Origin of the sequence: Brevibacillus sp. JB24b (genome assembly GCF_051713385.1) — a bacterium.
GTDB lineage: Bacteria > Bacillota > Bacilli > Brevibacillales > Brevibacillaceae > Brevibacillus_B > Brevibacillus_B laterosporus.
The window spans coordinates 4,902,361-4,927,548 of record NZ_JBNVQV010000001.1; the positions used below are offsets into that span (position 1 = coordinate 4,902,361).

The 25,188-nt window shown below is 41.2% G+C and carries 19 protein-coding genes and 2 tRNA genes; 2 read left to right on the forward strand and 19 right to left on the reverse strand.

Features of this window, described 5'->3' with window-relative positions; translation table 11 throughout:
* Positions 1 to 258 precede the first annotated feature (258 nt).
* The 12 genes from argH to prfB form a co-directional block, all read right to left on the reverse strand.
* Positions 259 to 1,707: an argininosuccinate lyase gene (gene argH, locus ACQV1I_RS22990; RefSeq protein ID WP_116333657.1), complete on the reverse strand. Its 1,449-nt coding sequence runs from the start codon at positions 1,705 to 1,707 to the stop codon at positions 259 to 261.
* Positions 1,704 to 2,981, reverse strand: coding sequence for an argininosuccinate synthase (locus ACQV1I_RS22995; protein WP_116333656.1), 1,278 nt, complete (start codon positions 2,979 to 2,981; stop codon positions 1,704 to 1,706). The genes argH and ACQV1I_RS22995 overlap by 4 nt, the downstream gene beginning before the upstream one ends.
* 89 nt (positions 2,982 to 3,070) lie before the next feature.
* Positions 3,071 to 4,042 carry an ornithine carbamoyltransferase gene (gene argF, locus ACQV1I_RS23000; protein WP_116333655.1) on the reverse strand — a complete coding sequence of 324 codons (972 nt, stop codon included), beginning with the start codon at positions 4,040 to 4,042 and terminating at the stop codon, positions 3,071 to 3,073.
* Positions 3,987 to 7,226: a carbamoyl-phosphate synthase (glutamine-hydrolyzing) large subunit gene (gene carB, locus ACQV1I_RS23005; protein ID WP_116333654.1), complete on the reverse strand. Its 3,240-nt coding sequence runs from the start codon at positions 7,224 to 7,226 to the stop codon at positions 3,987 to 3,989. Before carB ends, argF begins: the two co-directional genes overlap by 56 nt.
* Entirely contained in the window at positions 7,219 to 8,325 is a 1,107-nt protein-coding gene (locus tag ACQV1I_RS23010) for a carbamoyl phosphate synthase small subunit (protein WP_116333653.1), read from the reverse strand. The genes carB and ACQV1I_RS23010 overlap by 8 nt, the downstream gene beginning before the upstream one ends.
* Before the next feature lie 161 nt (positions 8,326 to 8,486).
* On the reverse strand, positions 8,487 to 9,674 hold the full coding sequence (locus tag ACQV1I_RS23015; protein WP_116333652.1) for an aspartate aminotransferase family protein: 1,188 nt from the start codon (positions 9,672 to 9,674) through the stop codon (positions 8,487 to 8,489).
* Between the two features lie 21 nt (positions 9,675 to 9,695).
* The gene (gene argB, locus ACQV1I_RS23020) at positions 9,696 to 10,529 is read right to left on the reverse strand and encodes an acetylglutamate kinase (protein WP_116333651.1); all 834 of its coding nucleotides are present in this window, start codon (positions 10,527 to 10,529) and stop codon (positions 9,696 to 9,698) included.
* A 73-nt stretch (positions 10,530 to 10,602) separates the two neighbouring features.
* On the reverse strand, positions 10,603 to 11,655 hold the full coding sequence (gene argC / locus ACQV1I_RS23025) for an N-acetyl-gamma-glutamyl-phosphate reductase (protein ID WP_116333650.1): 1,053 nt from the start codon (positions 11,653 to 11,655) through the stop codon (positions 10,603 to 10,605).
* A gap of 122 nt (positions 11,656 to 11,777) precedes the next feature.
* Positions 11,778 to 12,131, reverse strand: coding sequence for a cytochrome c551 (gene cccB / locus ACQV1I_RS23030; protein WP_094699827.1), 354 nt, complete (start codon positions 12,129 to 12,131; stop codon positions 11,778 to 11,780).
* 322 nt (positions 12,132 to 12,453) lie between these two features.
* Positions 12,454 to 12,541 (reverse strand) — tRNA-Leu (locus ACQV1I_RS23035).
* A gap of 7 nt (positions 12,542 to 12,548) precedes the next feature.
* Positions 12,549 to 12,631: transfer RNA gene (locus tag ACQV1I_RS23040), tRNA-Leu, on the reverse strand.
* A gap of 148 nt (positions 12,632 to 12,779) precedes the next feature.
* A protein-coding gene (gene prfB / locus ACQV1I_RS23045; RefSeq protein WP_236645736.1) for a peptide chain release factor 2 occupies positions 12,780 to 13,881 on the reverse strand; the annotation gives its coding sequence in 2 pieces (ribosomal slippage) (positions 12,780 to 13,808 and positions 13,810 to 13,881; 1,101 coding nt in all).
* A 195-nt stretch (positions 13,882 to 14,076) separates the two neighbouring features.
* Between prfB and ACQV1I_RS23050 the strand changes: the two genes are divergently transcribed.
* A complete protein-coding gene (locus tag ACQV1I_RS23050; RefSeq protein ID WP_094699829.1) occupies positions 14,077 to 14,817 on the forward strand; it encodes a response regulator transcription factor in 741 nt (246 codons plus the stop codon).
* Entirely contained in the window at positions 14,807 to 16,225 is a 1,419-nt protein-coding gene (locus ACQV1I_RS23055) for a HAMP domain-containing sensor histidine kinase (RefSeq protein WP_116333648.1), read from the forward strand. The genes ACQV1I_RS23050 and ACQV1I_RS23055 overlap by 11 nt, the downstream gene beginning before the upstream one ends.
* 11 nt (positions 16,226 to 16,236) lie before the next feature.
* Here the strand turns inward: ACQV1I_RS23055 and cls are convergent, their stop codons facing one another.
* The 7 genes from cls to ACQV1I_RS23090 form a co-directional block, all read right to left on the reverse strand.
* On the reverse strand, positions 16,237 to 17,691 hold the full coding sequence (gene cls / locus ACQV1I_RS23060) for a cardiolipin synthase (RefSeq protein ID WP_094699831.1): 1,455 nt from the start codon (positions 17,689 to 17,691) through the stop codon (positions 16,237 to 16,239).
* Positions 17,692 to 17,778: 87 nt separating this feature from the next.
* Positions 17,779 to 20,253 carry an accessory Sec system translocase SecA2 gene (gene secA2, locus ACQV1I_RS23065; RefSeq protein ID WP_116333647.1) on the reverse strand — a complete coding sequence of 825 codons (2,475 nt, stop codon included), beginning with the start codon at positions 20,251 to 20,253 and terminating at the stop codon, positions 17,779 to 17,781.
* Between the two features lie 153 nt (positions 20,254 to 20,406).
* Positions 20,407 to 20,958 (reverse strand): ribosome hibernation-promoting factor, HPF/YfiA family, encoded by a 552-nt coding sequence (gene hpf / locus ACQV1I_RS23070; protein WP_018669807.1) that lies wholly within the window; start codon positions 20,956 to 20,958, stop codon positions 20,407 to 20,409.
* A gap of 267 nt (positions 20,959 to 21,225) precedes the next feature.
* Complete coding sequence (locus ACQV1I_RS23075; RefSeq protein WP_094699833.1) at positions 21,226 to 21,423, reverse strand: cold shock domain-containing protein; 198 nt, start codon at positions 21,421 to 21,423, stop codon at positions 21,226 to 21,228.
* An 845-nt stretch (positions 21,424 to 22,268) separates the two neighbouring features.
* Positions 22,269 to 23,027 carry an OmpA/MotB family protein gene (locus ACQV1I_RS23080; protein WP_116333646.1) on the reverse strand — a complete coding sequence of 253 codons (759 nt, stop codon included), beginning with the start codon at positions 23,025 to 23,027 and terminating at the stop codon, positions 22,269 to 22,271.
* The gene (locus ACQV1I_RS23085; RefSeq protein ID WP_116333645.1) at positions 23,017 to 23,847 is read right to left on the reverse strand and encodes a motility protein A; all 831 of its coding nucleotides are present in this window, start codon (positions 23,845 to 23,847) and stop codon (positions 23,017 to 23,019) included. The genes ACQV1I_RS23080 and ACQV1I_RS23085 overlap by 11 nt, the downstream gene beginning before the upstream one ends.
* A gap of 161 nt (positions 23,848 to 24,008) precedes the next feature.
* Positions 24,009 to 25,127, reverse strand: coding sequence for a DegT/DnrJ/EryC1/StrS family aminotransferase (locus ACQV1I_RS23090; protein ID WP_094699836.1), 1,119 nt, complete (start codon positions 25,125 to 25,127; stop codon positions 24,009 to 24,011).
* Between the last annotated feature and the right edge of the window lie 61 nt (positions 25,128 to 25,188).

Sequence of the window (25,188 nt, forward strand, 5' to 3'; positions counted from 1 at the left end):
CAAAATGGAAAAAAACAACATAAAATTGTGATCTTATACCCACTTTTTTATATTGACAACTATTTTCTTACTTTTTTGACATAAGTTCTTATCCAAGTAAAACCTAGTTTCTAGCCCGTTTTTTAACGAAATGATCTTCGAGTATTTTCCCCATCTCATAGAATATTTTTTGTTAACTAGAGAATGTTCACAGCAAAGGGGACCAGCTTTGAACTAGCTGATCCCCTTTGTCCCTACAGCATTACAGTCTATTTTCACCTATACAACAGGCGACTTAATATCCACCAAGGCCTCCACCATAACCTTCTGACTATGTGTTGCCACCCACGCTTTGTTTCCTTTTCCTTGCTGCTGGTAAAATTGAATCTGCTGTTCAACCTGTTGTTTGGCCGTTCCACCTAGTACATTACGTGCATTCACGACCGCATCAATATCTAGTGCCTGGTACACATCCTGATCGATAAGCGGGGAAAACCCATGGAATTCTTCTAAGGTAAGATCTAGCAAATATTTTTGACGTTCAATGCAGTACAGAACCGCTTTTCCCACGATTTCATGTGCCTGTCTGAACGGAATTTGTTTCGTTACTAGATAATCTGCCAAGTCCGTCGCATTAGAGAAATCCTGTGTGACTGCTTTTCGCATCTGCTCCGTTTTTACCTGCATAGTAGAAATCATAGGCGTTAACAAAGCCAGTGCTCCATGTAACGTCTCCACTGTATCGAACATGCCCTCTTTATCCTCTTGCATGTCTTTGTTATAGGCGAGCGGCAGTCCTTTTAGTACCGTTAGCATTCCGATTAGATTCCCGTAGACACGTCCAGTCTTTCCACGGACAAGCTCTGCTACATCAGGGTTCTTCTTTTGTGGCATGATGCTAGAACCAGTGCAAAACGCGTCGTCTAATTCAATAAAGGAAAATTCCTGACTGCTCCAAATAACAAGTTCTTCGCACAAGCGGGAGAGATGGGTCATTAATAAGGAAGCATTGGATAAAAACTCGATAATAAAATCTCGATCGCTCACTGCATCCATGCTATTTTGATAAATCCCGTCAAACTGAAGCATAGAGGCAACGAACTGTCGATCGATCGGAAAAGTAGTCCCAGCAAGTGCCCCCGCTCCGAGAGGTAATATATTTACCCTTTTAAATGAATCCTGCATCCGTTCCAAATCTCGTTGTAGCATAGATACGTATGCCATCAAATGATAGCCAAAAAGCACTGGCTGCGCCCGTTGTAAATGAGTATACCCGGGCATAACGGTCTCCAAATGATTTTGGGCCTGATCTAATAATGCCTGTTGTAGGTACATGCTTAATTCAATAATTTCCATCAGTTTTTCACGTAGATATAAATGCATATCTAGCGCCACCTGATCATTCCGGCTTCTACCTGTGTGGAGTTTACCACCTAAGGCTCCTATTTCTTCAATTAATAGTTTTTCAATATTCATATGAATATCTTCATGCGCAATGTCAAATTGAACCTGCTTCTGCTCGATCTTTTCTTTTACCTTTTTCAAGCCAGCAATGATTTGACGTACCTCATCCATAGACAGAATGCCGCATTTTCCGAGCATGGCTACATGCGCCGAGCTACCCACAATATCCTGACGCCATAGTCTCTGGTCAAACGAAATAGAAGCTGTATATTCATCTACGAGTTGATTGGTTGGTTTCGTAAAACGTCCTCCCCAAAGTTTCATGGCTTGATCGCTTCCTTTGCTGTTTTACTTGTAGAAGGAGAAGCATCTGTAGCAAAGTTATTTTCAAGCCCGGCATTGTTTTCATTATTAATCTGCGAATATACCTTTGTAGGCAATCCCCACAATTTGATAAAGCCAAGTGCTGCTTTATGATCAAATTGATCCCCAGAATTATAGGTAGCCAATTCATGACTATACAATGACGCATCTGATTTACGTCCGACGACAATAGCCTGACCTTTATGAAGCTTAACACGAACAATACCCGTTACATTTGCCTGAGTCTCTTTAATGAAGGCCTGTAGGGCAGGACGAATTGGAGAATACCAGAGACCCTCGTAAATCACTTGAGCCATTTTTTGTTCCACGATTGGTTTAAATTGAGCGACTTCACGAGGTTGTGTCAGAAACTCCAGCTCCCGATGTGCTAGAATGAGTGTAGTAGCAGCTGGCGTCTCATATACTTCGCGAGATTTTATACCTACTAAGCGATTTTCCACATGGTCAATCCGACCGACTCCATGCTTGCCTGCAATCTTATTTAAAGCCAGAATTAGCTCAGCTAATGTCATTGCTTCTCCATTTAAAGCAGTCGGAACACCTTTTGTAAAACTGATCTCAATCTCTTCCGCTTGATCTGGAGCATCGTCAATCGAGGCAGTTAATTCATAAGCTCCTTCAGGTGGTGCAGCCCACGGGTCTTCTAGAACGCCACACTCGCAGCTTCTTCCCCAAAGATTCTGGTCGATTGAATATGGGTTATCTAGATTGATCGGGATGGGAATATTATTTTTCTTGGCATACTCGATCTCTTCATCACGTGTCCAACCCCACTCACGAACTGGCGCAACAATTTGAATATTTGGATGTAAAGCGGTAAATGAAATATCAAAGCGCACCTGGTCGTTTCCTTTACCAGTGCATCCATGAGCAACAGCTACTGCTCCCTCCTGATCCGCGATCTCAATCAAAATTTTAGAAATCAAGTAACGAGACAGCGCTGATACCAACGGATATTTTCCTTCATACATGGCATTGGCTTGTAAAGCTGGTAAAACATATTCATTCGCAAAGGCTTCCTTCGCGTCTACTACGATGGATTTATATGCACCAACTTGCATCGCTTTTTTTTGGATAAACTCCAAATCCTTTCCTTCCCCCACATCGAGGGCTACCGCGATTACGTCATAGCTATAAGTATCTTGCAACCATTTGATTGCTACAGAGGTATCTAAACCACCAGAATACGCTAATACAATTTTATCTTTTGCCATTGTTGTCTCTCCATTTCGTAGTGTTTTTCTGGGTAATTATACATATTGTACTATAAAATGACATTATTTCCATATGGTTCACAATGAATTTACATTACAGAAGCTAGCAATGCTTTTTGTGCATGGAGACGATTTTCTGCTTCCTCAAACACCACAGAATGAGGTCCATCAATAATCTCTGCTGTCACCTCTTCACCACGGTGCACAGGCAGACAATGCATAAAGATATAAGATGAGTCAGCTCTTGCCACCAGTGTTTTATTTACTTGATAGGAAGCAAAATCTTTTAAACGTTGCTCATTCTCTTCTTCAAAACCCATGCTGGTCCATACATCCGTGTAAATAACGTCTGCTTGATCAACAGCTTCATACACATCATGGGTCATCATAAATTTTCCATCATATTGCGTAGCATATTCCTCTACCTTTTCAACAATAGCTTTCTGCATCTCATATCCTGGAGGTGTAGCGACACGTACATCTAATCCGAGGATAACCGCCCCTAAGACAAGTGAATTCGCCACATTATTGCCGTCTCCAATGAAGGCTAGCTTAATTCCCTGCAATTTACCCTTGTGTTCTTGTATAGTTAAAAGGTCAGCTAAAGCCTGACAAGGATGATATAAATCGGTTAGCCCATTAATAACAGGTACACTAGCGTGCTTTGCTAGTTCTACCACATCTTCGTGTGCATGAGTCCGAATCATAATTCCATCTACATAACTAGACAAAATTTTAGCTGTATCTGAAATTGTTTCACCACGACCTAATTGTAGATCTTTATCAGTCAAAAACAGACTGCTTCCCCCTAATTGATACATACCAACCTCAAAAGAAACACGAGTACGGGTGGAGGATTTAGTAAAAATCATCGCTAACGTTTTCCCAGCTAATGGCTGATAGGCCTTACCGCTTTTTTGCATCGATTTTATTTGACTAGCATTATGCAGTAGTCCGAGTATCTCTTCCTTATTCCACTCATCAATCTGTAGCGTACTTTTTCCTCTATAGCGAGAGGGTTGAATGTCTGCATAGAGATCCAAGGTCTTCACAGGCTTCATTACTTTCGCTCTCCTTTTCTTGGTTGATTTGTAGGTAGGCCGCAAACGTCTCGACAACAGTGAACAACGTAATGCCATGTTGAACAGATAAGCTACGTAATTGAAATCCTTTACGTTCTGCCTGATTTCCTTTTGTAGCGGTTATTAAGGAGGTTTGAATTGCTCCTGCTTTCACCAATGCCATATAATCAGGTAATCCCCTACATATTTGTGCAATTTCAATGCCATTCTGAATCAAAAAATGAGCCGTCCCTTCTGTTGCATACAGGCGAATACCCAATTCTTTTTGTTCCTGGAGATAAGGTAGTACGCTTGCTTTGTCAGCATCGTTTAGCGAAAGAAATAGACCATCTCCACTAGCTAGTCGTTTATTCGTATGTTGCTTGTAGGTAAAGGCCTTACTTAATGCTTCCTTTACTGTTCTACCAAGACCCAGAATTTCACCTGTGGATTTCATTTCAGGTCCAAGTAAAGGATCAACTCCCACTAGCTTAGTTGAGGAAAACACAGGAGCTTTTACAACAAAAAAATCAATGTCTTGTGAAAGTCCAAGCCCATAGCCCATCTCCGCCAAGCGTTCCCCCAGAGAGGCTCGCACAGCCAATTCCACCATCGGAATATTGGTCACTTTACTCGTAATTGGCACTGTTCGTGAAGCACGCGGATTTACTTCTAATACATAGACATTTAAATCTTTTAGTACGAATTGAATATTAATGAAACCGATCGCTTGCATTTCCTTCGCGATCTTCTTGGTATAGTGAACTATCAGCCGCTTCTGTTGATCTGTGAGATGCTGGGCAGGAAACAATGCAATACTATCTCCTGAATGTATCCCTGCTTTCTCAACATGTTCAAAAATTCCGGGAATTAATACATCATAGCCATCGGATATCGCATCTAGTTCCACTTCCATACCCGCTATAAATTGATCGATCAACAAAGGGAAGCAATTGGTATCAACTTGTTCATCAATCCAGTCTTGCATGGCTTGACGTAGCTCGCTCTCATCATGCACGACCGTCATTCCCTGGCCTCCAATGACGTAGGATGGACGTAGCAGTACAGGATAGCCGATGCTAGTAGCAACATGAATCGCCTCTTCTGTGGAATAGACTCCCCTTCCTGGTATGTGGGGAATATTTAGCTTTTGGAGCAACTGATAAAAAAGCTCTCGATCCTCAACTCGCTTCATTTGCTCTAAAGCTGTTCCTAAGACTGTCAGTCCCGCTTCTTCTATAGCACTTGCCAAATTAATCGCGGTCTGCCCACCGAATTGGACGAGTACTCCAGCTACTTCTTCTTGCTTAGCTACATGTAACACATCTTCTATATGCAAAGGCTCAAAATAAAGATGGTCAGCCGTCTCGTAATCGGTACTCACTGTCTCTGGGTTATTGTTAACCACGATGGCTTTCAGCTTCTGTTTTTGCAAAGCTTTAGCTGCATGGACGGAACAATAATCAAATTCAATCCCCTGCCCAATACGAATGGGGCCTGAGCCTAGTACCAATATTTTTTTCGCGGATAACGATACTACCTCATTCTTGCCTTGCCATGTGGAATAATAATAAGCTGTCCTTGCATCAAACTCTCCCGCACACGTATCGACCATGTTATAGACCGGCATGAGACCCCATTGCTGTCGTTTTTTCCAGATTTCACTTACGGGGACCTTCATGATCCAAGCGATTGTCTGATCCGTAAATCCAATTTCCTTACACATACTCAGCTCTTCCATGCTTAATGTGTCTAAGCATGATGTTTCCAACCTTTTCTCCCACTGGATAATGGACTCGATATGATGTAAGTAGAAAGGGTCAATTTCTGTTTTCTCGTGAAGCTTTTGTAAACTCATACCACGTCGTAGCGCTTCTGCTACAGCAAATAGACGAATATCAGTAGCAATATCTAACACTTTCTCCAATTCCTCTGTGGATAGAGACGCTATATCCTTTCGGTAGAGATAATGACAACCAATCTCTAAAGAGCGGAGAGCTTTTAACAAAGCCGCTTCAAAAGTTCGAGCGATAGCCATCACCTCGCCGGTTGCTTTCATTTGTGTTCCTAGCTTGCGATCAGCTAATGGAAATTTATCAAAGGGCCAACGTGGAATTTTGACCACTACATAATCCAGTGCTGGTTCAAAGCTAGCATAGGTATAACCGGTGATAGGATTGAGTACCTCGTCCAGGTGATAACCCAATGCTAATTTTGCGGCAATCCTTGCGATCGGATAGCCTGTGGCTTTTGAAGCTAAGGCAGAGGAACGACTGACCCGCGGATTTACTTCAATTAGATAATAACGATCTGAATATGGATCTAATGCAAATTGAATATTACAACCACCCACTACACCTAACGCCCGAATTACCTTAGTAGAAACACTACGCAGCATTTGATATTGACGATCTGTTAATGTTTGAGAAGGTGCTACAACGATACTATCTCCCGTATGAACACCAACAGGGTCCATATTTTCCATATTACAAACAATAATGCAGGTATCGTTTGCATCTCGCATGACCTCATATTCAATCTCTTTCCAGCCTTTTACGCTCCGTTCCACTAACACCTGCTGAATCGGACTTGCCGCTAGTCCTTGTTCAGCGATCTGTTCGAGAGCCTGTTGATCAGGAGCAATTCCTCCCCCAGCTCCTCCGAGTGTATATGCTGGACGAACAATCACGGGATAACCAATCTGATTAGCAAATTGTAGAGCCTCCTGTACAGTACTTACTGTTATGCTTTCAGGAACAGGTTCATTAATGTGATTCATCATCCGTTTAAATAACTCGCGGTCTTCACCATTCTGTATAGCAGTCAAGGGAGTCCCAAGCAAAGCTACCCCATAACGCTCTAATACACCTGCCTCAGCTAATTCCACTGCCAAATTGAGTCCTGTCTGACCGCCTAGTGTTGGTAGCAATCCATCTGGTTGTTCCTTTTGAATAATTTTTGTTATAGAAGCCACAGTTAACGGTTCCAGATACACCTTATCTGCGACCTGTGCGTCGGTCATGATAGTAGCTGGATTGTTATTTACCAACACAACTTCTACGCCTTCCTCTTTTAGCGAAAGACAAGCTTGTGCCCCAGAGTAATCAAACTCCGCTGCCTGCCCAATCACAATCGGACCCGAACCGATTACCAGCACTTTATGAATGTGTTGTTGTCTAGGCATAATGCTTCGCTCCTATCATTTGTACGGACTCCAGGAAGGTCGCAATAATATGTGAGGTATCATCCGGTCCCGGATGTGCTTCTGGATGGAATTGAACGCTCATGATCGGCAAACAAGTATGTCGGATACCTTCCACACTGCCATCATTTACATTTCGGTAGGTGACCACTAGGTTTTGTTTATCTAATCCCTCCTCCTTCACCACATAGCTATGATTCTGAGAAGTCATATATACTTTTCCAGTGACTAGATCTTTTACAGGATGATTGCTTCCACGATGCCCAAAGGGAAGCCGCTCTGTCTGTCCCCCAAACATTAACGACAGCACTTGATGCCCCAAGCAAATTCCTAATGTCGGAAATGCTTCCGCCAATGTACGCCATTGCGGACAATATTTTCGTAATTGCTCAGGGTTGCCAGGCCCATTGGAGAAGACGATGCCATCGGGCTGCATAGCTCTAATCTCTTCCATACGCGTCTGATAAGGTACGACCGTTACCTTGCATCCAAGCTTTACTAGAGATTGCAAAATGGAGTGCTTCATGCCCAAATCAATAACAACAATATGCTCGCCTTCTCCTCGATAGGTGATTGAGCGGGTTCTGGAAACATGCTCTACAAAGATTCGTTCCTCATAACGAAGCTTGTGCAAAGCGATCTCCTCTGCTGTCATAGGCTGATCAGCTAGCACACCATAAAGCAGACCACCCTGCCGTACTTTTTGTGTAATAGACCGCGTGTCTACTCCGGCTAATATAGGGAAGCCAAACTGCTTTGCAGCAGTATCTAAAGATATCTGGGAACGAAAATGGCTAGGTTTTTGACAAAGCTGACTGACAACCATGCCAGATATAGCAGGCTGAGTAGACTCATAATCGGTTTCATTAACACCATAATTACCAATCAATGGATAGGTGAAGGTGACGATCTGACCATAAAAGGAAGGATCGCTCATCACCTCCTGATATCCAGTCATTCCTGTATGAAAAACCACCTCGCCGTATGAAGCAAGTGGAGCTCCGTAAAGCTTACCTGTATATACTTCTCCGCTCTCTAACGTAAGAAACCCTATATTTTTGCTTTGTAAATACTTATCCAACCCAGCCAGCTCCTATCCTAAGAAAATTCCCAACAATCCCTCTTCATGAATATATATTCGTTATTTTTGTATAATAATACATTCACTCCAAAAAAAATGCAATGATTTTTCTGAATTAAATCAAAAATCATTGCAATGATTGCTTCTGATATGTGGTTGTACTACTTCTTTTTTGACTCCAAAATCTCTTTTAGCACTAGAATTAATTGGTCGATTTCTGACCTTTGGATAATAAGCGCCGGTAATAGACGGATAACATTTGGACCTGCTTGTAGCAATAATACGCCTTTTTGCTGAGCCACTTTTAGATACACGCTAACCTCACCAGTCATTTCTAAACCAACCATTAATCCTAGCCCGCGTACTCCTTTTATTTGATCGGGATATTGTTTTGCTACTTCTTTTAGAGCATCAAGCAAGTACTCGCTCATTTCTTTTACATGGGATAAAATGTTCTGTTTCTCCATTTCCAAAAGGGTTGCCATTCCAGCTGTTGTAGCTAATTGGTTCCCCCCAAAGGTGGTTCCATGTGATCCTGGAGAAAAGGCCGTGGCTACCGCTTCGGTCGCTATCATTGCTCCTATCGGAAAACCACTACCTAATCCCTTAGCCAGTGTAACCACATCGGGAACGATTCCATAGTGCTGGTAGCTGAACCATTCTCCTGTTCGCCCAATACCTGTCTGCACCTCATCTATCATAAATAAGATATCATTTTGTTTGCACCACTCATATAACCCAGTCACGAAATCCACTGATGCTGGATGCACGCCACCTTCTCCTTGTACAAGCTCTAGCAATACTGCACACGTTTGGTTTGTAGTTACTTTCTTCACTGCTTCTACATCCCCATATGGCACAGTAATAAATCCAGCAGGTAACGGATTGAAGCCCTCTTTTACCTTTTGCTGACCTGTTGCTGTTAACGTGGCTAACGTTCTACCATGGAAGGACTGCTCAAACGTAATGATTTCGAACCGATTCTCATCCTTACTTTTTTGAGAATAACGTCGAGCTATTTTAATCGCCGCTTCATTCGCTTCCGCGCCGCTGTTGCAAAAGAACACTTGATCCAATCCAGACAGCTCAGTCAGTTTTTTTCCTAATTCCTCTTGCAGTGGATGTTGCGTTAAATTGGAGCTATGCCATAAGGTATCTAGTTGTTGATGTAGTTTAGCTGATACGGCGGGAGGACAATGTCCTAGCGATGTGACACCGATGCCTGATGTGCAGTCTAAATACGCTTTACCTGTGTGATCCCAGACCGTAGTGCCGCTACCTTTGACAATCGTAACATCCCAACGTGCATAAGTATTCATCACATGCATTTTTTCTGTATAAACAGTCATGATCCCCTCTCCTTTTCCCTACTAAACTTTGTTAGAAATAAAAGCTTGTGAATCTTGTCCTCGTGACATCTCCACTGAAATAGAAGTACCTACAGCCATTCCCTTTCCTAAACCATCAAGCGTTTCTGCCTCTCCCTTACAAATAACAACCTCGTGAACTCCCTGGGCAAGTGCATCTAAAGCAGCTTGAACTTTCGGAATCATTCCACCTGTAATGATTTGGTTCTTCATCATCAATTGGATGTCTTCAGTCGTAACAGTTGGTAGCAATTGTTTTTCTCCTAGCTCATTCTCTGCCCAAATCCCTGGTACATCTGTTAACATCAGCAATTGCTTCGCCCCTAGAGCAGATGCAATCGCCCCTGCTACTGTATCTGCATTGCAGTTATATCGTGTTCTACCATCCTCTGATACGGCAATAGGTGACACGACTGGAATATAGCCATTTGAAAGCAACAATTGAAGAGGAGCTTGATTTACGGCAGTAATGCTTCCTACCAATCCTAATCCTTGCGTTTTCTCTACCGCTTGCAACAAGGAACCATCTACTCCACTTAATCCCCATGCTTTTCCACCTGCATGTAATATCTTTCGAACAACCAATTTATTGATTGGACCACTTAATACCATTTCCACAGCTTGCATGGTAGGTCCATCCGTGACTCGCAATCCGTTAGAAAAGGTAGGTTCTATCTTCAATTGCTCTAGCATTTGATTTATCGCTGGTCCGCCTCCATGTACAATTACAATAGATCTTCCTTCCGCTTGTAGGGTAGCAAGCTTGTTGTAGAAAGATTCAGGCAATTGTTCCAGCATACTTCCACCGCATTTGATTACCATAACCTCATGTAGCATCTTAAAAGTCTCCTATTCATAAGTAGTTGACCTAGAATACCTTACACTTCATTTCAAGTTCTGTGCCTTCTCACTACGGATAAAGGGCATGTATAGGTAAACCCAGCGTCTCTTCAAATCCAAACAACAAATTCATATTTTGGATCGCCTGACCCGCGGCACCTTTCACCATGTTATCAATGACAGATAAAATGATAATACGCCCTGTTCTTTCATCAAAATGAAGAGCTATATCGCAGTAATTTGTCCCAAGCACCTCTTTCGTGCGCGGATAGGACTCAAATGGTCTTACACGAACAAAAGGGGCGTCCTGATAGACATGTTCATATAGCTTTTGTAAGCTTTCTACAGTAAAAGCTACATTCTTACTTTTATCTATACTAATATAACTAGTAGTCAAAATCCCTCTAGTCATTGGCACCAAATGAGGCGTGAACTGAATGGTTATGTCTTTCTCCGTCATTTGTAAAATTCCCTGCTCGATCTCTGGTGTATGCTGATGCTGTCCTACCTTATAAGCGTGAAAGCTATCATTTAATTCGCTGTAATGCACACCAAGAGACGCTCCACGCCCAGCACCTGAGACTCCTGATTTAGCATCAACAATAATACTTTCAGGTTTAATCCAGTCTGTTTGAAGAACTGGTAGCAGTGCAAGTAGAGTAGCGGTTGGATAGCAGCCTGGATTAGCAACTACCGAGGCTTCTTTCAGTTTGGATTTGTTCCATTCCGGCAAACCATAGACAGCCTGTTGCAGAACACCTTTCGTTGCTGGTGATTTTTTATACCATTCCTGATAAACCTCAGGAGATTGTATCCTGAGATCACCAGATAGATCGATAACCTTCACTCCTCCCTTAATTAAAGCAGGTGTTATTTCAGCACTAACCCCAGCAGGTGTCGCTAAGAATACTACATCATTCTCCAGCGCAATCTTCTCTGGCTGAATGCCTTGTAAAACAGGTAAATCTGCACTCTGCAAATGAGGGAAATATTCAGTCAATGATCTGCCTTCTGCTGAGCTAGAATAAAGACTATGTATGTTTATCTCAGGATGCTGCAATAAGATACGAATGAGTTCAATACCGCTATATCCAGTGGCTCCAATAATCCCAATACGTTTCATCGCTCTCACTCCTAGATTTTATGCATAAATATACATTAATAATAATAAAAATTCGGATTGATTACAATTATTATTTTTGTTTAAAAAGGATGAGACCCTCAGGACCTCATCCCATTTTATTTCTATTTCTTTTCTGCTAGCCAAGCTGCAATCGTTTCTGCATCTTCCCCTTTAGACATATTGCCTGGCATGCTACCTTTTCCATTTTTAATGATCTCTAAAATTTCATCCTTATTGTATTTACTACCTATTGTTTCTAAGGAAGGACCTGTTGCTCCCTTCAAGTCCACACCATGGCAGCCAATACAGCTACTTTGTTTAAATTTTTCTTCTCCTGCTGATGCAGTCGCTGTATCTCCACTTGCCTTCTCTGCTGCCGGCTTTTCTTCAGGTGCTGGTTGTGATTGTTGTCCACCACAGGCTGTTAATCCTACAGCAAGAGCTCCTACCATCAATACAGTTGCTAAACGTTTCATTTTTTTGATTGCCTCCCTTTCTTTGCAACTAAAAATAGGTACAAACGAGCAGTAGACTATATAGCCATTACCGTTTGTACCTGTGTTACCTTTACTTCACTTACTTCTCTGTTTTTACCATTAGCTAAGCTACATCCAAATTGGTGTAATTTGCTAAATGTAGTATATCATAGTAGTATGCGTTTTCTTAGGTTCTGTATCAGTGTTCATAAGATTGTAAAACATTTTAGAAAAGAGCAATATATCAAAACTGTCAAATAAAAAACACAAAAACATGAAAAAGCGCTTTTGCATATTTGCAAAAGCGCTCACTGTTCTTATATGGTGCCGAAGACCGGACTTGAACCGGTACGGGAATACTCCCGACAGATTTTAAGTCTGTTGCGTCTGCCTAATTCCGCCACTCCGGCAAACAAATGGTGCGGGTGGAGGGACTTGAACCCCCACGGTCGCCCGCCAGAACCTAAATCTGGTGCGTCTGCCAATTCCGCCACACCCGCATCGTGTTGACTTCTATAGTCTAACATAGCAATCTGCGAAATGCAATACTTTTTCTATTTTTTATTTCTAAATGATTATCTAGCAAAAAAGAGACTGAAAAAATCTAGCATTCTTCAGCCTCTTCTTTTAAAGAAAAGCAATTGTTCTTTATTGTAATTGTAAGCGTAGATAAGCATCAATAAACGGATCAAGCTCTCCGTCCATCACTGCTTGCACATTGCCTATCTCCATATTGGTACGATGATCCTTCACCATGCTGTACGGATGGAATACATACGAACGAATTTGACTGCCCCAAGCAATGTCCTTCTGTTCTCCCTGAATCGAAGCTAGTGTTTTCTCTTGCTCTTGCTTTTGCAGCTCGAACAACTTGCCTAATAGCATCTTCATAGCTCGATCACGGTTTTTAATCTGAGAACGCTCCGTTTGACACGTCACAACTACACCAGTCGGCAGATGAGTAATGCGAACCGCAGAATCCGTCGTGTTGATATGCTGTCCCCCTGCACCACTGGCACGGTAGGTATCAATCTTTAAATCCTCGGTGCGAATATCTACTTCTTTATCGTTTTCAATCTCTGGTAATACGTTGCACGATACGAAAGAGGTATGACGACGCCCTGAAGAGTCAAACGGCGAGATACGTACTAATCGGTGTACTCCTTTTTCCGCCTTTAAATATCCGTACGCATTGTGTCCTTTAATTAACAGCGTAACGCTTTTAATTCCTGCTTCATCACCTGGTAGATAATCCAACGTCTCTACTTTGAAGCCCTTGCGTTCAGCCCAGCGTGTATACATACGCAATAGCATAGAACCCCAATCCTGTGACTCCGTTCCACCAGCTCCTGGATGCAATTCCAGAATGGCGTTATTTTTATCATATTGATCGCTCAACAACAATTCTAGTTCAAAGTCTTCAAAGCTCTTTTTTAACTCCTGTGTACTCTCATACAGATCGGAAATAAGGGAGCTATCACCTTCTTCAATCACCAGCTCTAGCATCATCTGTAAATCGTCATAGGAGGTGTCTAGGCGACCCATCGTATCTGTCAGACTTTTGATCCCATTAAGCTCTCCGATGGTTTTTTGTGCAGCATCATTCTCATCCCAAAAATCTGGAGCTAACATCCGCTCTTCCAATTCACCTATACGCTCTAGCTTTTCTGGGAGGTCAAAGAGACCCCCTAATATCCGCCAGTCGTTTGGACAGACTAGCCATTTCTTGCTTTACATCAGCCACGTCGATCAATGCCATTCTATCTACTCCTTTAAAACTGATTTTCTTATTGTTTATTGTATCTGAAATTAAGACAGGTGCAAACTTCCTAGGTTTTGTTGAAGATGAATTTTTATCTATTTCCTAAAAATATCACCACGTTTTTCCAAAACGTGTAGAATAGTGAGTAGTGTTTTACTTATAGATTTAGCGGGGGGAAAGAGAATGAATCGGACAATCCTGGTTGCCGATGATGAGCAAGAGATAGTCGAATTACTACGATTATATTTAGAAAAAGAAAACTTGCGAGTCATTGAAGCCTCAGATGGAGAAGAAGCCCTTCTCTGTATTCAGAATCACTCAATAGACCTAGTTTTAATTGATATTATGATGCCTAAGCTTAACGGCTTGCATCTACTTACACAAATACGTCAGGACTACACGCTCCCCGTCATCTTCTTGTCAGCTCGCAGTCAAGATCACGACATTATTCTAGGATTAGGTATGGGGGCAGATGATTATATTACCAAGCCTTTTAATCCCTTAGAGGTCGTAGCCCGAATCAAAGCACAGCTGCGTCGTTCCTATCATCTGAATCCTTGGAACGAGGAAGTAACACAGGCTTTGTCAATTCTTACTGTAGGAGATTTAACCTTACATAAAAACCAATGCATCTTATGTAGAAATCAGGTGGAAATTCCTCTAACATCAACCGAGTATAAAATGCTTCAGATGTTTATGGAACAGCCCAATCGTGTATTTACCAAACGCCAGATTTTTGAAAAAGTATGGGGCGATCCCTTTTACAGTGACGATAACACCATCATGGTTCATATTAGCAAATTGCGTGATAAAATAGAGCCAGACCCAAAAAAACCACTTTATGTAAAAACGGTTCGAGGTCTAGGCTATAAGCTGGTTCATTTTTCATCCGAACAAAGAAGGTCAGCTAACAATGAAACATAAAAAAATCCACTCTACTTTATTATGGAATTATAGCATCTTTATATTTATTATTAGCTCCATTTTAACTATAGCGCTCGGTTATCTAGTCTATCAAATAAACTCAAGCGTTGAACAAGGCTTATCTCCTATATATCGAGCAAAGGACATCGTATCGGATGACTACGAAAATATTAAGGCAAATGCCATCTTGGAAAACGGAGGCTGGGTAGAAATCCTCAATTCTAACCGACAGATCATCCATGTTATCGGGGTGAAAATGGATTCGATCTATCATTATTCGGAAGAGGAGCTATATCAGTATTTAGACAATACAGAGGAGCAACTCTACTATTACTCTATTTCACCATTTACTACCGAAAGTAATAAGAAATACATTTGTTTGGTTAAAATTCCACGAGATAGTATTAATATTGATATTCAATACTTTAAAAATTTTGACCACACAGTATCTCAAGTCAGCAAGATTATCCTAAAATCATGTTTGCTTCTATTTATACCGATTATTATTATCATATTGTTATATAGTCGGTGGACAGCTAGAAAAATCAGTGTACCTCTTCATACTATCACCATTGCCATTAAAAAAATGATCGACGGGGATTATCAAGCTCGTATTCATTTAAAGGCTGAAAGTGAATTTGGAAAAATCCGCGATGCATTTAACTTTTTGGCAGATAAACTAGAAGCTACCCGCGCCGAGAAGGAAAAATTGGAAGAAAGCAAGCAGCGTATGCTCATGGATATATCACATGATCTTAAAACACCTATCACAAGTATTCAGGGATACGCTTCAGCCCTACAGGATGATATGGTTGTGGATGAAGAGAAAAAAAGGCGTTATTTGCAGCTCATTTATAATAAGTCACAGAGTGTAAATGCTTTGATTAATTCTTTATTTGACTTCCTAACACTAGATGATGGTCAGTACCCCCTTTCCATTCGTACCTATGATTTATGTGAGTTCATCAGAGAGATTACGGTTGATTTCTTAGATGACATGGAAGAAAAACAATTTAAATTACATATTCAAGTTCCCGAATACGAAATTTTGTACGATTTTGATTATCGTCATATGAGTAGGGTAATTAGTAATCTGATCTCCAATACAATTAAATATAACCCAATAGGAACGAACGTCCGCATCGCTGTTCAGGAACAAAACGATTCTATCATCATTGAAATTGCTGACAATGGTACCGGCATTCCAGCTCATGTACAACGCCATATTTTTGACCCTTTCGTCAGAGGAGATCACTCGCGACAAACCGATGGGGGAACAGGTTTAGGTCTGTCAATCGCTCATAAGATTGTCCAATTACATGGCGGTCTGCTTGAATTGGATGAAAGCCCTTTAGAAAAAACGGTTTTTCGTATTACTCTTACCAAACAAAAAAGGAGCCCCGAGTAACAAATGGGCTCCTATAAAATTGCTGACAGTAACCGCGAGACGGATTCTTTTAATCGAATGGATAATGGACGTTGTTTATACTTTTCCAGTGTTAATTCAGATGATAGATCTACATCAGCTAAGAAATGATTAGCCAGTTGTTTAGCTGTATGGGAATGGTAGACAAAAGCATTCACTTCAAAATTTAAGCGGAAACTCCTCACGTCGATATTAGCAGTTCCTACTGTGGAAAGCTTATCGTCTACGACAATTGTTTTAGCGTGCATAAAGCCATTCTCATAGGTATATACCTTTGCCCCAGCTCGTAATAACTCACCTGCATTTGAATAAGTAGCCCAATAAACAAAGGGGTGATCCGGTTTATTAGGGATCATAATTTTGACATCGACACCAGATAATGCTGCAATACGCAAAGCATCCAGAATACTATCATCAGGAATTAAATACGGGGTCTGAATATACACATATTCCTTTGCTGTTAGGATTAATTTCATGTACCCATTCTTAATTTGCTCCCATCGTGAATCAGGACCGCTTGAAACAATTTGTAGCGGAATGTCTCCACGGGGATCAGAGGGAATTTGATAATAATTTCGAAAGGCCATATCTCGCCCAGATGCTTGCTTCCAATCTAACATAAAGCGTGATTGCAAATCATCAACAGCAGAGCCTTCTATTCTTAGATGTGTATCTCTCCAATAACCGAAGGCAGGATTTTTGCCCAAATACTCATCCCCAATGTTAAAGCCCCCAATATAGCCAATCTCTCCATCAATCACAACAATCTTTCGGTGATTACGGTTATTAGCACGCAAATTTAATAGTGGAATCTTGGCAGGAAAGAAAGGCTCAATCTGTCCACCTGCTTGCCTAATTCGACGTACAAATCCCTTAGACAGCCAACGTGATCCACTCTCATCATATAGGACGCGAACCTCTATCCCCTCACGTGATTTTTCGCATAATAAATCAGCTAATCGATTGCCAAGCTCGTCACTTTTTATAATGTAATATAGCAAATGGACATGTTTGCTGGCCCGGCGTATATCTTCAAACAAACGTTCAAATTTATATAAGCCATCCGTAATAATCTCTACTTGATTATCTTGGGTCAGCAGTGCTTCATCATTGTTTAGATGCAAATACACTATATCCTGATACTCTTTGCCAACAGGATCATGAAAATGGAGCTTCTTGGCTTTTAGCTGCTCCATCTGTTTAACTACCTCTCGCTTGATATAAGCATAGACATGTTTATCCCATTTAAAAATTTTCTTCCGGCTTAAATTTTGACCCAGCATAAGATATAAAACAAATCCAAGAACAGGAATAAACCATAGAATCATTAACCAGGCCCATGTAGAAACAGGGGTACGCCTTTCTAAAAAAACAACCACAATGGCAAACAAAAAGTTTAATAAGAATAAAATTTTTAAGAGCCACGAGGTTATCTCTGCTGTTTCCATTGTCTCCCCCATTTCTAACTTATTGCTCTTATTATATGCGAAAAAAGCTGCCATTCAACTGAACAGCAGCTTTCTTCTCAGGCCTGTTTATTTTTTCTTTTTATCAGCACGGCGTTGTGCTCTGTTTTTTTGCTCAGGCTCAGATGTTCCAGCCTCATCAGATGGACCGGATGTTTTTAACTTCTCAGCATCAATTACTTCCTGACGCTCTAGGTTTTGCCCTACTTCCGATTTCATGATATACAAGGATACTTCTTCCTCAATGCTTGCAATCATGCCTTGGAACATCTCATATCCTTCAAATTGGTACTCACGCAATGGATCTGTTTGAGCATAGGCACGTAGGTGGATACCTTGACGCAACTGTTCCATTGCATCGATGTGATCCATCCACTTGCTATCAACAGCACGTAGAACGACCACTTTTTCGAATTCAGCCATCATATCGCCGATTTCTTCCTGACGTTGTTTCAATTGCTTCTCAGCAATCTCTTTCAACATCTCCTCGATCTCTTCTGCTTCTTTTCCTTTCAGATTAGAAAGCGTAATCGCATCTTCGAACAAGAATGTGCTTTGGCATGTTTCAAGTAGACCCTCTAGATCCCATTCCTCTGGAATCTGTTCTTTCGGGCAATAAGCTTGAACTATACGCTCAATCACACTATTTACCATGCCCTCAACAATATCATGTAGGTTATCGCGTTCAAGAATCTCCTTACGCTGCTTATAGATAACTTCACGCTGTTTATTCATTACGTCATCATATTGCAAGACAACTTTACGAGCATCGAAGTTGCTACCCTCTACTCGTTTTTGAGCAGATTCAACCGCACGAGATACAAGACGGCTTTCGATTGGCATATCTTCTTCCATTCCTAGCTTATCCATCATATTCATGATGTTATCAGCTCCGAAACGTCGCATTAGCTCATCCTGTAGGGACAAGAAGAACTGAGAGGAACCTGGGTCCCCTTGACGACCTGCACGACCACGTAGCTGGTTATCAATACGGCGGCTCTCATGGCGCTCTGTACCGATAATATGCAAGCCACCTACTTCAGGTACTCCTTCACCCAATTGAATGTCTGTACCACGACCAGCCATGTTTGTAGCAATGGTTACTGCACCGAATTGACCTGCACGTGCAACAATCTCTGCTTCGCGTTCATGCTGCTTAGCATTTAGTACGTTATGTGGTACACCTTTTTGGCTCAATAGATGAGACAATTTTTCTGAGTTTTCGATAGAGATTGTACCAACCAGGACAGGTTGTCCTTTTTTATGGCGTTCCACGATTTCTTTTACTACCGCACGATATTTGGCATCCTCAGATTTATATATCGCATCCGCCATATCTATACGTTGGATTGGGCGGTTCGTAGGAATAACGACTACATCCAATCCATAGATTTTTTTGAATTCCTCTTCCTCTGTCTTAGCTGTACCGGTCATACCGCTCAATTTTTGATACATACGGAAGTAGTTTTGTAGTGTAATTGTTGCCAAGGTCATGCTTTCACTTTGTACTTTTAGGCCTTCCTTCGCTTCAATCGCTTGATGCAAACCATCACTGTAACGACGACCCACCATCAGACGCCCTGTGAACTCGTCTACGATCACAACCTCGCCATCCTGCACAACATAATCAACATCACGTTTAAACAGAACCTGGGCCTTCAGAGCGGATGTAACATGGTGGTTAAGCGTAACATGGTTGGTGTCATACAAATTATCCACGTTAAACGCTTTTTCAACCTTGCTCACACCTTCATCGGTTAAAGTAGCGATTTTTAGTTTTTCATCAATGCTAAAATCTGTTTCAGGCTCTAGTCTTTTTACAAAATGGGAACAAATATAATAAAGTTCAGTAGATTTATTAGCTGATCCAGAGATGATCAGTGGAGTACGTGCTTCGTCGACTAAGATACTATCCACTTCATCAATGATTGCATAGTGCAAAGGGCGTTGCGTCATTTGCTCTTTATAAAGCACCATGTTGTCACGTAGGTAGTCAAATCCAAACTCATTGTTTGTACCATACGTGATATCACAGTAGTAAGCCTCACGCTTTTGTTCAGCATTCATACCGTTTATGTTCAAGCCTACAGTCATTCCAAGAAATTGATAGAGCTCACCCATAATCTTGGAGTCACGTTCAGCCAAGTATTCGTTTACCGTTACAATGTGAACACCTTTCCCAGCCAAGGCATTCAAGTACGTAGCTAAGGTCGCTACAAGGGTTTTACCTTCACCGGTCTTCATTTCAGCGATACGTCCTTCTTGCAGGACCATACCACCAATTAGCTGCACATCAAAGTGACGCATCCCCAATACACGTTTGGAAGCTTCACGCACAACAGCAAAAGCTTCGTTTAATATATCATTCAGCGTTTCTCCCTTTTCCAAACGCGCACGGAATTCCGCCGTTTTTTCCTTTAATTGGTCATCACTAAGTAATGTTACTTGGGGTTCTAACACATTAATTTTTTCTACACGCTTAACTAATTTCTTTAATTCACGCTCATTTGTATCGCCAAAAAGCTTTTTCACAAGCCCTAACATAGGGACACCCCTTCCACCGTTCCCCTAAGGGTACTTTCTAACAACCTATTTTACCAAATCTATATCAGTAAACACAAGTAAAGGAGTTGCCAATCGACAACCCCTTTACCACTTTTTACATATATTTTTAAATTTTTTAATGATTGTATACGTTTACTTTGGTTCTATTAACCCGTATCGTCCATCATTTCGACGATAGACTACATTTACATCATTACTTTCACTGTTTTCAAAGACGAAGAAGTTGTGGCCCAGAAGTTCCATTTGCATAACGGCCTCTTCTGAATCCATCGGTTTTAAGTTGAATCGCTTGGTTCTTACGATATCAAACTGTACATCATCCTCTTCATCCGCTACAGCTACAGAGGAAGCTTCCATAGTTGGCATAGCTTTATTCCCTGTTTCATGACGCTGTTTACGGTTGATTTTTGTTTTGTACTTACGCATTTGACGCTCTAATTTTTCGACAACTAAATCAATTGCTGCATACATATCATCGTGGGTCTCCTCTGCTCGGAGAATAACTCCGGTCATCGGAATGGTTACCTCAATGGTTCCTTCTCCACGAAGCACGCGCATCGTTACATGTACCTCTACATGACTTAGGTTGTCAAAATAGCGTTCGAGACGGCTTATCTTTTTCTCTACATACTCCCGAAGAGCTTCTGTAACTTGAATGTTTTCGCCACGAATATTGTAGTTCATGGACACAACCTCCTTCCGTCTATGCTATTTGTATTCTGCATAGACGTAAATAAAACCTGCTGTTGCCTCTTTTTGTTTTAACAAAAATCGTGAAAAACAGACAAAATGTTTAAAAATTTTCACTTGATTTTAATCTTTCGTCAACATAGCAAGTAAGGCTTGTCTCCATTTTAAACCTATTTTGATTTTTTTGAAACAGAGAATTTTAAGGAAATAAACACCAAAAACCCCCTAAGTTAACCTAGGGGGTATTGATTATAAAATCAATTAGATTTTAGATACGTTTGCCGCTTGAGGACCACGGTCGCCTTCAACGATATCAAACTCTACAGTTTGACCTTCATCCAAGCTTTTGAAACCTTCGGATTGGATAGCGGAGAAATGTACGAATACATCGTCGCCTCCATCGCGCTCGATGAAACCAAAACCTTTTTCTGCATTAAACCATTTTACTTTTCCTTGCATGTATTAAACATTCCTTTCATAAGAAAACTGTGGACTATTTGTTAATCCATGATCTGACTATACACCTTGCCTATGGTAAAGTCAAATGCTGGATTATCGACAAATTTCAACGTAGACGATATTTTTTTGTTAAACATCTAGCGTCAGCCTCAGAAAGGCTTACTCTTACTAGCAAATAAGCCACTACTGCCGTAGTAAAAGCAGGAAAGCGCTCCCATTTTTTTGATTAGATTTTTTTTTATATATTCGATTTCAGCCAAAAAAATAGTGCTAAAAATGAAGTAATCTACCATTAAAAATTGGCCTCAGCCCTATACATAAGGGAATCACGATACATTTTTAGATATAGTTACCAGTTCTAAATATGAAATTATTTATTTCTATCAAACGAGCTACTTCCACCTACAGATATTGTCGATTAATTGTATTCTAGCTCGAAAAATACTTTAATTCTATATGAAAATGATGTCACACATTGGACACATAAGATTTTTTTGCTTATTTATTTCTTTATCTACAGCTTACAATAGTAAGCTAGGTCCACTACTCGATCATATGGCCATCTGTCTACCTCATTATTTTATAATTTATTTTCTTATTTTATTATCTGTGGGTAACTTAACCTATAATTGCGCATTTACACAAAGTTGTCCACATTATCCACAAGAAGTTGTGCACAAGACCACTGTTTTTGTGCATAACTTAGAATAAGCGCTTCCATTTTGTTCACATCAGCTTGTTGTCTGTTCTCATAAATAAAAAAGACCTCCTAATTTTGATTCAAAAAGGAGGTCTTTAAAAAACATTCAATTATGAATATACCTATAGCTACTTTAGTGAATCCTTCATTCTGTCTGTTCACTTAATACAGTGATTTCCACACGGCGATTTTGGATGCGATTCTTTTCTGTTGTATTCGCTACAAGAGGCTTTGTTTCTCCAAAACCTGCGACAATGAAGCGTGATGGAGATAATCCCCGTTCTTGTACAAATTCCTGCATTACTGCCTTTGCACGCGCAAGAGACAGATCCCAATTAGCAACATACTGACTTTTTGTAATGGGAGTGTCATCTGTGTGTCCCTCAATTCGCACTTGGTGGGGGAATTTTTGTAATACGTCAGCTAGGCTGTCTACGATCTTTTGACCATCTGGAGCTAACTCTGCTGATCCACTAGCAAACAACAAATTTTCAGGTAACCGTATCATCACTCCATCGCTTTCTTCTTCAAAGGGAATATGGAATTCTCGCAAGGCTTCCCCTACTTTTTCCTTCACTACCTGCATATTTCGATCTACATCTTCCTCTGGTTGTTGCCCTGCACCGATAGCCATTACCTCACGCTTTGCAGACAGCTCGCGAATTTCCGCTTCCAATGCTTTCTTTTTCATTTCAGCTACAGCTTGCTCAGCTTTTGCTATCTCTGCTTTTTGAGTAGTTTGAGATGCCTTCTGCTGAAGCTCTTGTTGTTGTTGCTTGACCTGAGCCGAGTACATTGCTGCAATGATTATGACGATTATAAACAACAAGGTAATCAAATCGCTATAGCTTAATAGCCAGCTCTTCTCCAGCTCCTTCTCATCATACAGACGATCATCCTGCATACTCGCTCTGCCTTTCAATAATTCCTTTCATACTACCTGGCATTTTTAAGAGCACTAGCTTTTGATCAGCAGGTAAAAAGGAATTTAGTTTTTCAAACAAAATTCGAGGAGTTTCCACGCGTTGTAGCCCTACGCATCCTTCAATGTAAAGCCGTTTTTCAAACATTTCCTGATCATGAGTATCCATCAATCGGTAGTAACATGGCAACGCAAACATATTGGCTAACAAGGCCCCATACAAGGTAGCTACCACTGCGGTGCTCAGGCTCTGCCCTGTCTGGGTAAAATCAGACAAGGTTTGTAATACGCCTGTCATCCCCATTAATGTCCCAACAAGCCCCATTCCAGGTGCCAGTAAGGCAATCAGTCGAAACATTCCTCCCATCTGCTGATAGCAATGCTGTTCACCCTTACACTCATTCTCTAAAATCATACGAAGTTCTTGCTCTGATACACCCTCGATCGCTAGCAACGCTCCTCGCTGAACAAATGAATCCGGCTCGTCCATCAGCTCTTTTTCCAAGGGAAGATAGCCTTTCTCTTTTAAAACAAGCGAGTATTGATAAAAACGCTTGATGGTCTCTTCCATGTTATTTTCTCTACCATGGACCAATAACCGGAATAAATGTTTGATTTTAATGTGTTTACGCTTAATGGCATACGAGATAATGACAGATAATCCCACTAATTCAATTGCCGCCGGATGTAGCAACTGACTTACACTTCCATTTAAATAAATGGTATGTATTAAAATAAACATAACTAGTAGAACGAGTAACAGCGAACGATTTCTTCCCGCAAAAAATGTTTTTACATTCATGTTAGTAACCTCACTTGCCCAAGCATGTATTTCTGAACGAATTCATTATAGCAAATGAAAATCCAGAGTTAGATGAAAAAGTAAAAAATATTTCTACTCCCAAAAAACAGCAAAGAAAAAAGCGAATCCCTGCTTTCACCAGCAAGTTTCGCCCCTTTGCCCTATACCACTTTAGCCATGAAGCCCTGTATCGCATGTACTACCTTTTGTTGTATCTCTAAAGTAATACGTGGCCACATCGGCAGACTTAACGCCTCAGTTGCCATTTGTTCCGTAATAGCTAACGTGGGCTGTTGTGTTGTCTGATATACTGGCAGCTGATGTACAGGAGTTGGGTAATATAGCATCGCACCAATTCCTTCTTGCTGCAGATAACGGTGCAATTCGTCTCGTAAGCCTTGTTCCACCCGAATCGTGTATTGATGATACACATGTTTGGCATATCCTGCTACCTTTGGCGTAACAATTCCTGGTACGTCTTTTAACATCTGATTGTAATGCTGGGCAGCCTCTCTTCTGGCTTCGTTCCATTGATTAATATAAGGTAGCTTTACACGTAAAATACAGGCTTGCAACTCATCTAAACGAGAATTGTAACCTGTAAGTTCATTCTGATAAGGAATCAAGGAGCCGTGGGTACGTAATTTGCGAGCTAGCTCTGCCAGTTCGTCGTTATCAGTGGTTAACATACCTGCATCACCGTATGCTCCCAGATTCTTGGTTGGATAAAAGGAGAAACACCCAAAATGCCCAAAGGTCCCGAGCTTCTTGCCACAGTACTCTCCACCAAATGCCTGTGCCGTGTCTTCAATAAGCCCTAGTCCGTATTGTTGAGCGATCGTAATCATCGGCTCCATTTTAGCCGCATGTCCATATAGATGAACAGGGATAATCGCCCTGGTCCGATCGGTAATTTTGGATTCTATATCAGCTGGCTCTACATTGAATGTATCTGGATTAATCTCGGCAAACACCGGCTTCGCTCCGACTAGCTCCACAGCTTCCGCCGTAGCATAAAAAGTAAAGGAGGGAACAATCACTTCATCTCCTTCTCCAATTCCCAATGCCCTTAAAGCGATAAATAAAGCATCCGTGCCTGAATTTAACGCAATCGCATGTTTGCATCCCAAATAGTCGGCTACTTCCTTCTCAAACGCTTTTCCCTCGGTACCAAGTACGAAATGGCCCGAACGTAGCACTTCCTGGACAGCACTGTTGATCTCATCCCAAAGTAATTCTACCTCGTCCGTCAAATCAATGATGGGTATCCTCACGTTCATTCCCCCTCGTATCCGTCATTAAATTACTCTATTAGTAATACGTTAAGAAGAGGAGCATCGT

What these genes read in the sequence shown, in the direction of transcription:
- cls (WP_094699831.1), bottom strand. Translation starts at nt 17,691, where the DNA reads ATGGAAACAGCAGAGATAACCTCGTGGCTCTTAAAAATTTTATTCTTA.
- hpf (WP_018669807.1), bottom strand. Translation starts at nt 20,958, where the DNA reads ATGAACTACAATATTCGTGGCGAAAACATTCAAGTTACAGAAGCTCTT.
- argH (WP_116333657.1), bottom strand. Translation starts at nt 1,707, where the DNA reads ATGAAACTTTGGGGAGGACGTTTTACGAAACCAACCAATCAACTCGTA.
- ACQV1I_RS23075 (WP_094699833.1), bottom strand. Translation starts at nt 21,423, where the DNA reads ATGCAAGGAAAAGTAAAATGGTTTAATGCAGAAAAAGGTTTTGGTTTC.
- ACQV1I_RS22995 (WP_116333656.1), bottom strand. Translation starts at nt 2,981, where the DNA reads ATGGCAAAAGATAAAATTGTATTAGCGTATTCTGGTGGTTTAGATACC.
- ACQV1I_RS23080 (WP_116333646.1), bottom strand. Translation starts at nt 23,027, where the DNA reads ATGCAGGATGATCGTCTGTATGATGAGAAGGAGCTGGAGAAGAGCTGG.
- secA2 (WP_116333647.1), bottom strand. Translation starts at nt 20,253, where the DNA reads ATGTTAGGGCTTGTGAAAAAGCTTTTTGGCGATACAAATGAGCGTGAA.
- ACQV1I_RS23085 (WP_116333645.1), bottom strand. Translation starts at nt 23,847, where the DNA reads ATGAATGTAAAAACATTTTTTGCGGGAAGAAATCGTTCGCTGTTACTC.
- ACQV1I_RS23015 (WP_116333652.1), bottom strand. Translation starts at nt 9,674, where the DNA reads ATGACTGTTTATACAGAAAAAATGCATGTGATGAATACTTATGCACGT.
- ACQV1I_RS23050 (WP_094699829.1), top strand. Translation starts at nt 14,077, where the DNA reads ATGAATCGGACAATCCTGGTTGCCGATGATGAGCAAGAGATAGTCGAA.
- argC (WP_116333650.1), bottom strand. Translation starts at nt 11,655, where the DNA reads ATGAAACGTATTGGGATTATTGGAGCCACTGGATATAGCGGTATTGAA.
- ACQV1I_RS23055 (WP_116333648.1), top strand. Translation starts at nt 14,807, where the DNA reads ATGAAACATAAAAAAATCCACTCTACTTTATTATGGAATTATAGCATC.
- carB (WP_116333654.1), bottom strand. Translation starts at nt 7,226, where the DNA reads ATGCCTAGACAACAACACATTCATAAAGTGCTGGTAATCGGTTCGGGT.
- argB (WP_116333651.1), bottom strand. Translation starts at nt 10,529, where the DNA reads ATGCTACATGAGGTTATGGTAATCAAATGCGGTGGAAGTATGCTGGAA.
- ACQV1I_RS23090 (WP_094699836.1), bottom strand. Translation starts at nt 25,127, where the DNA reads ATGAACGTGAGGATACCCATCATTGATTTGACGGACGAGGTAGAATTA.
- cccB (WP_094699827.1), bottom strand. Translation starts at nt 12,131, where the DNA reads ATGAAACGTTTAGCAACTGTATTGATGGTAGGAGCTCTTGCTGTAGGA.
- argF (WP_116333655.1), bottom strand. Translation starts at nt 4,042, where the DNA reads ATGAAGCCTGTGAAGACCTTGGATCTCTATGCAGACATTCAACCCTCT.